Below are 14472 nucleotides of genomic sequence, written 5' to 3'. Positions count from 1 at the left end.
ATAATGCAGCTCACTTTTTTGTAATCAAAATACACAGCGAGTTTATGAGCGATAACAGTCAAATTAAAGTCATCGTCGGTATGTCCGGCGGCGTAGATTCCTCCGTTTCTGCCTACCTGCTAAAACAGCAGGGGTATCAGGTTGAAGGCCTGTTCATGAAGAACTGGGAAGAAGACGACAATGACGAATACTGTGCCGCTGCTGAAGATTTGAAAGATGCTCAGGCTGTCTGCGACAAACTGGGCATCGAGCTACACACTGTCAATTTTGCTGCAGAATACTGGGACAACGTATTTGAGTACTTTTTAGCCGAATACAAGGCTGGCCGCACACCCAACCCGGATATCATGTGCAACAAAGAGATCAAATTTAAAGCTTTTCTTGAGTTTGCTGCAGAGGCACTGGGTGCCGATTATATCGCAACGGGCCACTACGTGCGCCGTGAGGAACGTGATGGCAAGTTTGCCATGTTACGCGGCCTGGACAATAACAAAGATCAGAGTTACTTCCTGTATACACTCAGCCATGAGCACGTAGCCCAAACCCTGTTCCCGGTAGGCAACATTGAAAAGCCGGAAGTGCGCCGTATTGCAGAAGAGCAAGATTTGATCACGCATGATAAGAAAGACAGTACAGGCATTTGCTTTATCGGTGAGCGCAAGTTCAAAGACTTCCTGCAAAAATTCTTGCCGGCTCAACCTGGTAAAATTGAGGACAGCGAAGGCAACCATGTTGGTGAGCACGAAGGCCTGATGTACCACACACTTGGCCAGCGTAAAGGCCTGTTGATCGGTGGCATGAAAGAAGGCTCCGGCGAGCCCTGGTATGTTGTCGATAAAGACGTGGAGCGCAATGTACTGGTCGTTGGACAAGGCAAAAACCACCCTCGCCTGTTCAGCAATGGCCTCAATGCGAATCAACTTCACTGGGTCGACCGTGTCGGTCCACAAGGTACTACCCGATGCACAGTTAAAACCCGTTATCGCCAGGAAGACATTCCTTGTACATTACTCGTTGGTCAGGACGGCATGGCCCGGGTGTTATTCGATGAACCACAAAAGGCCGTGACCCCAGGCCAATCTGCGGTATTTTATCAGGACGATGTGTGTCTTGGCGGTGGTATCATTGAATCGGTGATCAAGTAATGCAACGAGACGTCGTGATCCCATTGGCAGCCATGTGCCAGGTTGCAAAATTAGTGCAAAAATGTGCCCGCTACGGCACCTTTAACGGCCATGAAACAGCCAGTTTATTAAGAAGCATCACTATCACTTCGCCAAAAAATCCACAGGATGTCTACGAAGACCCGGGCGCGGTAAAGCAAGGTTGCCGTGCTTTGGTGGACCAGCTGAGTGCTCAGGGCGAAAAAGATGTAGAAATGGTCAAATATGTGGGCAGCCTGATGCAGCTGGAACGTGCTTTGTCTGCCAACAGCAAAGCCATGGCTGAACTTGGCAAACGCATCGAACAGCTCGACAGACAGTTGCAGCATTTCGACATTGTTGATGAGCAAATCGTTGGGGCACTTGCGGATATTTACAGCCAGGTAGTGAGTCCGGTTGGACCGAAGATTCAAATTTTTGGTAAACCCGAGTTACTTAAACAATCTCATGTACAACATCAGATCCGGGCCCTGCTGTTGGCCGGGATCCGCAGTGCAGTGCTGTGGCGTCAGCTTGGAGGTAAGCGTCGTCAGTTCTTCTTTGCAAAGAAGAAAATCATCGCTGCTGCACAAAGTTATATTTAAATATCGTTCAAAAAACCAATTAGTTAGGAGAAGTTATGGAGCTTTCAGCGTTAACCGCTATCTCTCCAGTGGATGGCCGCTACGGTAGCAAAACCAGTGAGCTGAGAAGTATTTTCAGTGAGTTTGGCTTGATCAAATACCGTGTGACCGTTGAAGTACGTTGGCTACAAGCCTTAGCTAACGCAGCTGCGATCAACGAAGTTCCAGCCTTCAGTGAGCAGGCAAACGCCCTGCTGGATAGCATAGTTGATAACTTTAGCGAAGCCGATGCTGCGCGTGTCAAAGAGATTGAGCGCACAACCAACCATGACGTTAAAGCCGTTGAGTATCTGTTAAAAGAGAAAGTGGCAGACAATGCAGAGCTTCAGGCTGTTAATGAGTTTATTCACTTTGCCTGTACGTCAGAAGACATTAACAACCTGTCGCACGGTCTGATGCTGAGTGAAGCACGCGACCAAGTACTGCTGCCATACTGTGATAAGCTGCTTGCAGCCATCAAGGAAAAAGCGATTGAATATAAATCTGTTGCTATGATGACCCGCACCCACGGTCAACCAGCTTCTCCTTCTACTATGGGTAAAGAATTCGCCAACGTCTATGTGCGCCTGCAGCGTCAACGTGAGCAGATCGCTAACGTGCAGATCTTAGGCAAAATCAATGGTGCAGTAGGTAACTACAATGCACACCTGAGCGCTTACCCGGATTATGACTGGCACAACCATGCAGAGCATTTTGTCACCAGCCTGGGTCTGACCTGGAACGCGTTTACCACCCAGATCGAGCCGCACGATTATATTGCTGAACTGTTCGACGCTGTGGCACGTTTCAACACCATTTTGCTCGACTTTGACCGTGACGTGTGGGGCTACATTGCACTGAACCACTTCAAGCAAAAAACCATTGCTGGTGAAATCGGCTCTTCAACCATGCCACATAAAGTAAACCCAATTGACTTCGAAAATTCAGAAGGCAACCTGGGCATTGCAAATGCCATTTTCACTCACCTTGCACAGAAACTACCCGTTTCTCGCTGGCAGCGTGACCTGACTGATTCAACAGTACTGCGCAACCTGGGTGTTGGTATGGGTTATACCCTGATCGCCTACCAGGCAACGCTAAAAGGGATCAGCAAGCTGGAAGTGAATGCCGATCGCCTGTTGGCTGAGCTGGACGACAACTGGGAGCTGCTTGCGGAGCCAATTCAGACAGTCATGCGCAAATACGGCATTGAAAAGCCGTATGAGAAGCTCAAAGAGCTGACACGTGGCAAACGCGTTAACCAGGAGATTATGGCTGAGTTTATCGATGGTTTAGACCTGCCAGAGCAAGTTAAAGCTGACATGAAGCTAATGACGCCTGCCAACTACATTGGCCGTGCCGAAGCTTTCATTGATGAGTTAAACTAAACTGAGTTAATCTCACCTAAATCTGAGAAGCGAAAGTTGCGGCGCAGTGCCGAACTTTCGCTTTTTTATTGGAGCCCTTTATGTATCAGCTATCTCTCAATGCCCTCACCGAGGCAGCTTTCCTTACTCAGTATTGGCAAAAAAAACCGCTGCTTATCAAACATGGCTTTAAGGATTTCAGCGACCCCCTATCGCCAGAAGAGCTGGCCGGTCTGGCAATGGAAGAAAACATAGAGTCGCGTATTGTCACTAATCATGACAATCACTGGGATGCACATCATGGTCCGTTTGAAGATTTCACTTTACTTACCGAGCAACACAGTACTTTACTGGTACAAGCGGTTGACCATTGGCATCCTCAGGCGGCGACTTTACTTGAGCCCTTTCGGTTTATTCCAAACTGGCGAATTGATGACTTAATGATCAGTTTTTCAACGCCCGGGGGCGGTGTTGGTCCGCACCTCGACCAGTACGATGTCTTTATTATTCAGGGTCAGGGCAAACGACGCTGGCGTGTCGGTATGCCCGATGCAAGCCTGAAGCAATTTGCTCAAAACAAGAGTTTGTTGCAGGTAGAACAGTTCGAAGCTGTCATAGACGCAGAGTTAGAGCCTGGAGATATTTTGTATATTCCGCCTGGCTGCCCTCACGAAGGCTATGCTGTTGAGAATGCAATGAACTATTCTGTGGGTTTCAGAGCGCCGGATCAAAGAGATCTGCTCTCCAGTCTCGCAGACCATCTGATAGACTCCGAGCTCGGCTCAACTCGGTACAGTGACCCGGATCTGACGTTGCGTGACTCTTTGGGCGAGATCAGTAGCCAGGATAAAGGTAAGATCCGCAGTATGCTTGAATCAGTGCTTCATGACAGTGACATATTCGATGAATGGCTCGGCCGTACTTTGAGTGAACCTAAGCACGAGATGGACCTGGCACCGCTGGATCCGCCACTGACCGCTGATGCTTTACTGGAGGATATTTCACCTGATGATGTACTGGTGCGATCAGGTGGGGTCAGGGCACTGTATCAAGTAACGACACAAATTGTGATACTGAGCGTAAATGGGCAAAACTTTACCCTTCCTCTTGAGGTCTTACCAGCGGTGAAACAGCTGACAGATCAGGCAACTACTCCTATCTCCTCATTATTGAGCGCAATTGAATGTTTGGAATTTAAACAAACTTTAACTACGCTTATTAACGATGGGTCCTTTTACATTGAGGACTGGGTGTAATTACCTGAATCTAAGGGTTAGTCACACAATAAAGGGCATCGACCAGTTCGGTGCCTTAATAATAAAGAGCACAGGCTGGTCCCTTGGTCAGGCGTGATTATGATGTTTGATGCGAGGCAATCATGAATTACCACGTCGATAGAGTGAGTTGGCAAAAAACTCAGGGACAACTGCGCCAAATCCGTGAACGCGTCTTTGTTTACGAGCTTCATCTACCTAAAGAAGTTGAATTTGATCAACACGACAAAACCGCAGAGCATGTGCTGGTGCGGGACGAAAATCAGTGCCCTATCGGAACAGGCAGGCTATGCTGTGATGGCTTGATAAGTCGGATTGCGATTGTTCGGGCGCACCGAAATCGCGAGGCCTACCAGTCTTTAATTGGCTTTTTGAGCATTCTGGCTGAACAGAAAGGCTACGAGAATGTGTTTGTGCAGTGCATCCTGGATGAAGTGCCAACGTTTCTGAAGTCGGGCTTTTCTAAACAAGGCAGCGTATTTATGGAGGCAGGCATTCCAAGACAGCGTATGAAATGCCCGGTGAAAGAAATGAATTGCGAGCCTTTTACGATGCTGCATTAGGCCAGATTTGATCCTTGCTTGCCAGATCGTATAAACCATGCGCATGCTTAATCAAAATGTTGGCATATTCTGCTTGGGCTTGCTCAGGGCGCTCCGCCGCTAGGATTTTATCCGCTTTGAGTTGCCACTGATAGGAAAAGTGCTTGAGTGCTGCGCGAGCGTCTGCTGCGCCACTCACTGGCATAGCGTCAGTGGGGACTTTACCTGATATCACCCAATACCCTTTACCTAAATTATCTTTAACTTTCCATATACCACAAATTGGCGGCAGAATACGTGACTCTTTCGCCAGAATATTCAAACCCAGTATACCTTTTTCTGCCAGGTATTTTTGTGCTGCCTGCAAAGATGTCTGTTGCCATTGGGCAAGCAATTGCTGTTGCTCATTACTTAATGGTGTATCTTGTTTATTCATTCTGTTTACTTCATTGTCGTTTTCCCCCTACTTTAGGGCTTATGCCCAACGGATGCAAGCGCTGCCTCGGCGTTCAATCAGAGCGCGACTTGTGCTTGGTGATGAGTGATTATTAGCATTTGCACAATAAATGGACTTGACTAGTATTAAAGAACTATTTCAGTGGCCACAGTGGAGCCAATATGCTTCCGCTTTCCATCGCAATTCAGTTCATGATTTTTGCCATCACCTGGTATGGGGCAGGCTGGGGTTTTGCTCTGGTTGTGACTGGCTTATCTGGCTTGGGGCTGTTTATCCTCCATCGTATAGCTCAAACACAAACGCCCACAGATGATCTTGTCGTATCGGCTAATTCAGATGGACAACACAGCGACCTGACTTGCCTTGAACAACTTGGCCATACCATTACCCCTCAGCTGAGAGATCAGATTAACAGTGCCCGTGAGCAAACCAAGCAAGCCGTCGATAATATGTCCGCTGAATTTTCACAGCTTGTCAGCAATATAAGCTCAACGCTCAGCAGTCTGGACGATAGCAGCGCTAACAGCCTGCAGCAAACAGCGCAGCACAGCCGTGAACAACTTACTCAGATCCTCGCGTATCTCGAACAGTCCAACGTCAGCCAGCAACAAAGAACAGAAACCTTTAAAACCATGGTAGAGCAAAGTAAAGAGTTACAGGCCATGTCAATTGACGTCGCTAAAATTGCTGAGCAAACCAATTTACTGGCACTCAATGCCTCGATTGAAGCCGCCCGTGCCGGAGACAATGGCCGTGGCTTTGCGGTTGTTGCTGATGAGGTGCGCGCGCTTGCTAATTCAAGCGGCGAGACAGGGGTTAAGATCAATAAGATGGTCGAAACTATTGCCCAGGCAATGCAAAGCTCTATGACCATGATGGAAAGCGAGCTCGAAGAGCGCCAGGCCCTGACTGACAGATATCAGCAACAAATTAATGAAGTGATTGATACCTGGCTCACCTTATCACAAAACGTAGAGCAACAAGCGCAGGTACTGCAAACCTCAAATGAGGACAATCGGCAGAAAATCTCTGAAATACTGGTTGATTTACAATTTCAGGACCGTGTCGATCAGATCCAGGACAGCGTTACGATTGCCCTGGATATTATGACGCGAGAATTGGATGAGTTTATCGCGCAGCGTCGCAGCAGTGCCAACGCCCGATTCAATCATGAAAGGATCAGTGACGCGTTATCGCGCACAGCTGCAACACGAGAGCAAAGGCATATTCTGGCGGCTAAAAGTGGCAATGCCAGGAATGACAAGGGCGACGATACAGTCGACGATCTCACTTTTTTCTGACATACAGCATGAGGCTAAGTTATGAGCAAAACCATACTAGTGGTGGATGATTCCGATTCGTTAAGACAAGTTGTAAATATTGCGCTAACAGGTGCTGGCTATCAGGTGATTGAAGCGTGTGATGGCAAAGATGCACTGAGTAAACTCACCGGCAATAAGGTGCATCTCATCATCAGCGACGTCAACATGCCCAATATGAATGGCATTGAATTCGTCAAAAATGTTAAACAACTCCCACAGTACAAGTTCACCCCTGTGATTATGCTGACCACAGAAAACCAGCAAAGCATGATGGAAGAAGGCAAAAAAGCCGGAGCGAAGGCCTGGATGGTCAAACCCTTCAAGCCTGCACAAATGCTTCAGGCCGTATCTAAATTACTGATGATGTGACAGCCATGTCCGAGTGTTTTAAGTTTCCTGCGGAGCTGACCATCTACGAAGTACAGGATGTGCATACGGAACTCATCGCTTTTTTGGCAGGAAAACAGCAGATAGCGCTGGATCTTAGCCAGATCGAAGAGCTCGACAGCGCCGGGATCCAGCTGGCTATCTGGCTGGTAAATTATTGCCGCAACACAGGTGTTCAGATAGGCACCCTTGTCTTATCCGATCTGCTCACTGCCAGACTGTCTTTATTAAATGTGCCTCTCTCAGGCGCCACTAAGAGTGAGCCTTAGTTATGTCTGTTGATTTGAGTGCCGCCATCACCACCTTTGTCAACGAGTCAAAAGAGCTACTGGCCGAGATGGAAAACAGCTTGCTTGATCTCGAAAGCAGTGAAGCCAGTGCTGATCAGGAAGAGACCATCAATGCTATCTTCCGCGCCATTCATACCATTAAAGGCAGTGCCGGATTATTTGGCTTTGACTACGTCGTGAGCCTGACGCACATTGCCGAGACGGTACTGGATGACGTCCGTGCTGGTAACAAGGAAATGAGCAAAGACCTGCTTTCCTTATATCTGGAAACCGGTGACTTATGTGATGAATTGATCCAACTGGCCGCATCCCAAAGTGAGCCCAGTGCACAACAACTTACCCAGCTTGCAGAGTTAACCAAGCAGTTCAGTGAATTTACCGACAACGTCGACACGCCGCAAAATAAAGATGCTGATAGTGAAACACAGTCGCAAGATGGACCCTGGTTTATATGTTTCGTGCCTAACGAGAATGTGCTGCGCAACGGTCTGGATCCTTACCCATTTATCCACTTTCTGAACAACGAAGTAGAATCACTTGAAGTGGCCACCAATTGTACTGCGCTCAATGCCGATACACCCTACGACCCTGAATCCTGTTACCTGGCCTTTTTGATGTTATTTCAAACCAGCCAGAGCAAAAGCGTGATAGAGGACATTTTCGAATTTATAAAAAATGATGCAGTAGTTGAGATTTTACCACCTGATCAGTGTCACTACAGCGCCATTGAAGATTGCGCAAAACATTTTCCAGACCCAGCTCAGTTTCATGCCACTTTGGCACAACTGACGCAATCACGCCTCCCGGCCCGGCCTTTGGAACCAGCATCTATACCAGACGATACCGAGCCACCAGCTCAGACAAAAGGTAAGAAGAAAAATAAGCTTCACACGAGCAAAACGCTTCGGGTTGAAGCCATGAAGCTAGATCGATTGATCGATCAGGTTGGGGAAATGGTGATCACGGGGGCCAGAACCAATTTACTGGCACACGAAACGGGTAACGAAACACTGATTGAAGCCATGGCTCTGCTGGAACGCCTGGTTGAGAACATACGAGACAGCTCATTAAAACTGCGTATGGTCCAGATTGGTGAAACCTTTAATAAATTCAAACGCGTTGTTCGCGATGTGGCCGATGAGTTGGGCAAAGAGGTGGAGCTCAATATTGTGGGCGCCGACACCGAGCTGGACAAAACCTTTGTTGAAAAAGTCAGCGATCCACTGATGCATATTATTCGTAATGCCATTGATCATGGTATTGAATCACCCGAACAACGACTGGCCGCAGGTAAACCGACATGTGGTCAGCTGACGCTTAAGGCCTACCATGATTCTGGCTCCATCGTCATCGAAATTCAGGACGATGGTCAGGGGCTGGATCAAAGCAAGATAATGACCCGGGCCATTGAAAATGGCTTACTCAATCAAGAACACTCATTACAGGATAAAGAAATCAATCTGCTGATTTTTGAACCCGGATTCTCTACCGCCGCTGCAGTGACCAGTATTTCCGGTCGTGGCGTGGGCATGGACGTGGTGAAACGCAATGTTGAGAGCCTGCGTGGTAGTGTAGAAGTCGACAGCACCAAAGGATTAGGCTCTAAGATTATCATTCGCCTGCCACTGACCTTATCCATCATAGACGGATTTATGTTTACCGTCGGTGATGAAGACTATGTGATCCCCCTGGATACCGTGGTTGAATGCCTGGAACTACACGAGGTGGTTTCTGAATCCGATATTCAGGATAAAAACTACATTAACCTCAGAACTGAGGTCCTGCCCTTTATTCGTCTGCGCACCCTGTTTGGGATCGAGCAGCAAATTGAACACGCGAAGGAATCACTGGTCATCGTCCAGTTTGGCACGCTTAGAGCTGGCCTGGTCGTGGACTCGCTGCAAGGAGAGTTTCAGACTGTTGTAAAACCTCTGGGGAGGCTGTTCGAAGGCCTCAAATGTATCAGCGGCGCTACCATACTCGGCAGTGGCAAAGTGGCCATTATTCTTGATGTATCTGCCTTGATCCGCACCGCAATTACTATGTACGAGTCCTTAGAACTCAAGCATTAGTCAGATAAATCGGAGCATAAAGATGTTTAAGAATCTGACCATCAAAAACAAAATCATTCTGGCCATGTTTACCATGGGGCTGCTGCTGTTGGTGATTGCCGTGTCTGTGCAAATGAAAAATGGTCGTATCGAAGGATTTGCCACCGATGTGGGTCAAACCGACATCCCCGAAGCCATCTATGCACTGAATATGCTCGATGAACTTGGCGACATGAACAGCAATGTGCTGGAATACATTGCCGGTGAAGCCGATGAAAAAGCAGACTTTTTGTCTAATTACAGTGAGTTTACAAACTATCTGGAAGACCTTAAACGGCTCAACTCTGTTGATACCAGCTACATTCGTCAACTGGAGGATTTGGTGCGCCGTTATGCAAGCGAAAACCAGGAACTGATCTTTGATCGCTTTGATCCCCTTCAGGAGGAAAAAGCAGTCGAAAAGTATGAGTACCTCAACCGCGAATTCGCAGAGCCACTGGAAAGCCTGCTCGATTCACAGAAAGAGGCAGAAGTGGCTGATGCCGGCAGCAGCGGTGACTTTGCTGAAGTGGTTAACGATGATTTACCCGGCGTACGCTATTACCTGGAGCTGATAGACGAGCAAGGCGACATGATGAGCTCGCTGAATGCCTACATGCGGGGACGAGTGGGTGCCACCGCCGCGTTCGAAAAAGACGCACGGACCTTTTCCAACTTTCTGGCAGAACTCAAACCGCTCGAGAGAAAACCACTGGAAATAAAAGCCATTGGTGATATCGAACGCATGTATCTGGGGCTCTATAACGGCGGTAAAGAGATTTTCGCGATGTACGACCCCAGACAGAAAATCCAGGCGTCTAAAGATGTTGACCGGCTCGAGCATGATATTTTCAGTAAAATAGAGGAAATACTGGAAAAGATCTCCAACGAAGCCATTGCTGAAAGCACCACCTCTCTCAATGACCTGATGTCTGCCGCTCGTGACAGTATCCAGCTGGTGTGGGGCTTGCTGATAGTCGCCATTGTGCTTGCTATCGCCACCGCCGCCTTCTTGATCCGCGGGATTGTGCTCCCTATTAATGCACTCGCGGATGCCGCGGAGGACCTGCGCTCAGGAGAAGGCGACCTGACCCGCCGTATCCCGGATTTTGGCAATGACGAAATAGGACAGACGGCACAAAGTTTTAACGGCTTCATTGAGCGACTGCAAAACATTTTATTAGATATTCAGGAGTCCGTTGAGTCCATCGCCCACAGCACCAACGAAGTCAGCACCACCTCCCGTATGCTCAGCTCCACCTCGAATCAGCTTGCTGCCAGCGTTGAGGAAACCTCCGCATCACTGGAGCAAATGAGCTCTTCTATCTCGATGAATACGGAGAACTCGAAAATGACCAATGACATTGCCAAGCAGTCCAGCAGTGAAGCAAACGATGGCGGCCAGGCGGTAAAAGACACGGTTCAGGCCATGACACAGATTGCCGAAAAAATTGGTATTATCGAAGACATTGCTTATAAAACCAACCTGCTGGCACTGAACGCTGCCATTGAGGCCGCCAGAGCCGGTGAACATGGTAAAGGCTTTGCCGTGGTAGCAGATGAAGTGAGAAAACTGGCAGAACGCTCTCAGGTTGCCGCACAGGACATCAGTACACTGGCCGACAACAGTGTTAAAATCGCCCAACATGCCGGTGCTATGCTCGACAGAATGGTGCCTAACATCGGCAAAACCGCCGATCTGGTACAAGAGATCACCGCCGCCTCAACCGAGCAAAGCACCAGTGTTGCTGAAATCAACCGCACCGTTGCCCAGCTTGATGAAATTGCCCAGCAAAATGCCTCCGCCTCAGAAGAGCTCGCCTCAACCGCTAAAATGGTTCAGGACCAGACCGGGGATATTCGCTCTACCGTCGGTTACTTTAAATTGAGTAATAACGGCCGTGGCAGTAAAGGGCGCCCTGCTCATATGGCCCATGAAAACGGTCATAGTCGGGAAGACGGTTATACCCCGTTTGATGAGTAATGTGCTATGAATGACTCAGTTTCCAGCACTGGTACCACGGCTTATGACCACAATAAGTACCTGGCGTTTGAACTTAACGGCGCGTCGTATTCAATCAGTATTTCCATTGTCAGGGAGATAATGGAGTACATTGAGGTAGACAAGATCCCCATGGCGCCCGATTTTATTATTGGTGCCATCAACCTCAGAGGGCTGGTTATCCCGGTATTTGATTTATCCGTCAGGCTTAACAAGCCTGTACAGGCCATCACCAATCGCACTTGTATCATTGTGGCTGAATGCAACTACAAAGCACAAAATATTACTGTTGGTCTGAAAGTAGATATGGTCACCAAAGTGTTAGATATCCCGGCTCACGAAATTGATCAGGTGCCCAGTATTGCCGGCCAGTTTCATAGTCGTTTTGTATATGGTCTGGCCAAATTAACAGACAACCTGATGACCATACTGGACATCACTAAAATACTGACGCTGGATGATATGCAGTTGTTTGACGACTTGCAGCAGCAACACAAACAGCTGTCATTTGAACTGCCTCTTGATGCCGACTCCAACGCACAGTTTAAGGAGACCTAGCATGAATTCAGAAACTATGGTGGCAGAAAATACGGCAAGCAATGATGAGCTCCATTCTTTGCTCGTGTCTATCGGAAACGACACCTTTGGCATTCCGATAGAGTCAGTCAAAGAGGTTATTGAGCTGACAGATACTACTATGGTGCCCATGTGCAATCAGGTGATCCGAGGCGTGATCAATGTTCGGGGCAGCGTGATCCCCGTACTGGACCTGCAGCATCGCCTGATGTTGAAAAACCCTCAACCCTACAACAAATACAGCTGTATTGTATTGTATGACTTCTACGACCCCAGCCTGGATGAAATCATGACACTTGGCATGCTGGTCAGCAGCGTGATGTCCATCCAGTTCATTAATTGTACTCAGCTGGAAGACTCACCCTCATTTGGCGCCAATATTCCCCGTCATTTCGTCTGGAAAATGGCCAAGATCAATAATCAGCTCACTATTTTGCTGGATATGAAAAGCGTGCTCAATATCAGCGAAATCAATACTCAGCTGAAGTCCTCTCAGGCCGAGTTTTTTACCCGGTTTTGCCAGCGCTAGGTCTCTATGGCGATTTCAGCGCTGGAATTTCAACAACTCAATCGGCTGTTTGAACAACATACCGGGATAAGCCTGGGTAAAAATAAAGCCGATATTGTGGCCAGTCGCCTTGCCAGCCGGTTACGCGCCAGTCGCAGTCCGTCTTTTAGCAAATACTACCGATTATTACTGACGCCCGAGGGCAAAGATGAACTACAGATTTTCATCGACAAGCTGACCACACATGAGACCTATTTTTTTCGCGAGCAGGCCCAGTTTGAATTTCTTTACCACTACTATCAACACAATCGCCCCAGACATTCACCAATCCGCGCCTGGAGTGCGGCCTGTTCCAGCGGTGAAGAAGCCTACTCACTCGCCATGATCCTCGATGATCTGTTTTACAATCGACCCTGGCATGTTATCGGAACGGATATTTCTGAAATGTCGGTGCTGATGGCCAGAGATGCCCGCTATGCGATTTCCACCGTAGGGAAGATCCCTAAACGGTACCGGATCCGCTATTGCATGAAAGGAACAGGCAAGAATGCCGATAATTTTACGCTTATCTCCACACTGAAGAAACAATGTAGTTTTCAGGAAGATAACTTGTTGAACCTGACCACGGTGGATTTCTCTTTTGATGTTATTTTTTTACGCAATGTGCTGATCTATTTTGACAAACCCAAACAACAAGCCATCCTAAGTAATATCATCAAACGTTTAAACCATGGCGGTTTACTCTTTTTAGGACACTCGGAAGCCATGCGTGACAAGCCCGCATGCCTGCAAACTCTGAGTCCGTGCATCTATAAGAAGGTGGCCTTATGACCAGCGTCTTTATCATCGATGATTCTGCCCTGATGCGCCAGATCATGAGTGAGGTCATCGCCCATGAGCGCACCTTAAATGTCAGTGGAACAGCACCGGACCCCATCATTGCCGAGCGAAAAATGAAGCTCAACTGGCCGGATGTTATCTTGCTGGACGTGGAGATGCCAAAAATGGATGGCTTAACCTTCCTGAAAAAAATCATGCAGGAACGTCCTACGCCGGTGATCATCTGCTCGGCGCTGGCGCAGGAAAAAACCACCACTGCCATCGAGGCATTGGCCTGTGGCGCGGTCGATGTCATTGCCAAACCCACTCAGGGGCTGGGGGAGTTTCTGCACAGCGACTCGGTCTCGCAGATCATTGATGCCATTAAAGCCGCTAACAAAGCCAAAGTTCGTCAGCTAAAATATCTGGATGAAGGCACGTTTCGGGAATTGCATACGACAGAAGAAGTACTGCCTGCACACAAAACCGCACAACCACCCGACAGCGCAGGGAAAGTCATTGCCGTAGGTGCCTCTACCGGTGGTACAGAGGCAATTGCCCGGCTGCTCCAGCTACTGCCAGTTCATTCTCCTCCCATTGTCATTGTGCAACATATGCCAGGCAAGTTTACGGCGGCGTTTGCACAACGTCTTAATGACATCACACCACATACCGTCACGGAAGGACAAACCGCCGTACGGATCCGCCCCGGCCATGTTTATATAGCGCCGGGTGGGCAGCATATGTTGGTAAAACGTCAAGGCTCGGACTACTATTTAGAAATACGCGATGGGCCACTTGTGAGCCGTCATAAGCCTTCGGTCGATGTGCTGTTTCGCTCTGTGGCTCAGTCGGTAGGAAACCATGCCATTGGCGTGATCCTGACCGGTATGGGAAATGACGGAGCCAGCGGTTTGCTGGAAATGAAGCAAAAAGGTGCGGTCACTTTTGCAGAAAGTGAAGCCAGCTGTGTGGTATTTGGCATGCCAAAAGAAGCCATCGCAAGGGGGGCCGTCGACAAAATCTATGCGCTAAGTAACCTCCCTTATCAGATCCAAAAAGCGCTTGGGTGA

The 14472-nt window shown here is 48.4% G+C and carries 15 protein-coding genes; 14 read left to right on the top strand and 1 reads right to left on the bottom strand.

From position 1 onward, the window contains the following. Positions 1–44 precede the first annotated feature (44 nt). From mnmA to CWB99_RS13260, 5 genes are all read left to right on the top strand, one after another. Entirely contained in the window at positions 45–1145 is a 1101-nt protein-coding gene (mnmA, locus tag CWB99_RS13280) for a tRNA 2-thiouridine(34) synthase MnmA (protein ID WP_054013814.1), read from the top strand. Continuing rightward, positions 1145–1747, top strand: coding sequence for a high frequency lysogenization protein HflD (gene hflD, locus CWB99_RS13275; protein ID WP_138552079.1), 603 nt, complete (start codon positions 1145–1147; stop codon positions 1745–1747). The genes mnmA and hflD overlap by 1 nt, the downstream gene beginning before the upstream one ends. A 35-nt stretch (positions 1748–1782) precedes the next feature. Next, entirely contained in the window at positions 1783–3153 is a 1371-nt protein-coding gene (gene purB, locus CWB99_RS13270; protein WP_138552080.1) for an adenylosuccinate lyase, read from the top strand. Between the two features lie 80 nt (positions 3154–3233). Next, on the top strand, positions 3234–4388 hold the full coding sequence (locus tag CWB99_RS13265) for a cupin domain-containing protein (RefSeq protein WP_138552081.1): 1155 nt from the start codon (positions 3234–3236) through the stop codon (positions 4386–4388). A 122-nt stretch (positions 4389–4510) separates the two neighbouring features. Further along, positions 4511–4969, top strand: coding sequence for a GNAT family N-acetyltransferase (locus CWB99_RS13260; protein WP_138552082.1), 459 nt, complete (start codon positions 4511–4513; stop codon positions 4967–4969). Here CWB99_RS13260 and CWB99_RS13255 read toward each other — a convergent pair. Further along, entirely contained in the window at positions 4953–5384 is a 432-nt protein-coding gene (locus CWB99_RS13255) for a DUF4826 family protein (protein ID WP_138552083.1), read from the bottom strand. The genes CWB99_RS13260 and CWB99_RS13255 overlap by 17 nt on opposite strands. 182 nt (positions 5385–5566) lie before the next feature. Between CWB99_RS13255 and CWB99_RS13250 the strand changes: the two genes are divergently transcribed. From CWB99_RS13250 to CWB99_RS13210, 9 genes are read left to right on the top strand one after another with little or no spacing between them, the layout of a single operon-like run. Next, complete coding sequence (locus tag CWB99_RS13250; RefSeq protein WP_138552084.1) at positions 5567–6706, top strand: methyl-accepting chemotaxis protein; 1140 nt, start codon at positions 5567–5569, stop codon at positions 6704–6706. A 21-nt stretch (positions 6707–6727) separates the two neighbouring features. Then, a complete protein-coding gene (locus tag CWB99_RS13245; protein ID WP_138552085.1) occupies positions 6728–7096 on the top strand; it encodes a response regulator in 369 nt (122 codons plus the stop codon). 5 nt (positions 7097–7101) lie between these two features. Then, positions 7102–7383 (top strand): STAS domain-containing protein, encoded by a 282-nt coding sequence (locus CWB99_RS13240; protein WP_138552086.1) that lies wholly within the window; start codon positions 7102–7104, stop codon positions 7381–7383. Between the two features lie 2 nt (positions 7384–7385). Further along, positions 7386–9476: a chemotaxis protein CheA gene (locus CWB99_RS13235; RefSeq protein ID WP_138552087.1), complete on the top strand. Its 2091-nt coding sequence runs from the start codon at positions 7386–7388 to the stop codon at positions 9474–9476. Between the two features lie 22 nt (positions 9477–9498). Continuing rightward, positions 9499–11478: a methyl-accepting chemotaxis protein gene (locus tag CWB99_RS13230; RefSeq protein WP_171045335.1), complete on the top strand. Its 1980-nt coding sequence runs from the start codon at positions 9499–9501 to the stop codon at positions 11476–11478. 6 nt (positions 11479–11484) lie between these two features. Next, complete coding sequence (locus CWB99_RS13225; protein WP_138552088.1) at positions 11485–12054, top strand: chemotaxis protein CheW; 570 nt, start codon at positions 11485–11487, stop codon at positions 12052–12054. Between the two features lies 1 nt (position 12055). Next, on the top strand, positions 12056–12601 hold the full coding sequence (locus CWB99_RS13220) for a chemotaxis protein CheW (protein ID WP_249331887.1): 546 nt from the start codon (positions 12056–12058) through the stop codon (positions 12599–12601). Positions 12602–12607: 6 nt separating this feature from the next. Continuing rightward, positions 12608–13411 (top strand): CheR family methyltransferase, encoded by an 804-nt coding sequence (locus tag CWB99_RS13215; protein WP_138552089.1) that lies wholly within the window; start codon positions 12608–12610, stop codon positions 13409–13411. Then, positions 13408–14472, top strand: coding sequence for a protein-glutamate methylesterase/protein-glutamine glutaminase (locus CWB99_RS13210; RefSeq protein WP_138552090.1), 1065 nt, complete (start codon positions 13408–13410; stop codon positions 14470–14472). The genes CWB99_RS13215 and CWB99_RS13210 overlap by 4 nt, the downstream gene beginning before the upstream one ends.

This window comes from Pseudoalteromonas rubra, from assembly GCF_005887095.1.
Classification (GTDB): Bacteria; Pseudomonadota; Gammaproteobacteria; order Enterobacterales; family Alteromonadaceae; genus Pseudoalteromonas; species Pseudoalteromonas rubra_E.
The sequence above is the reverse complement of the archived record's forward strand: the minus strand, read 5'-3'. Positions and strand labels throughout refer to the sequence as shown.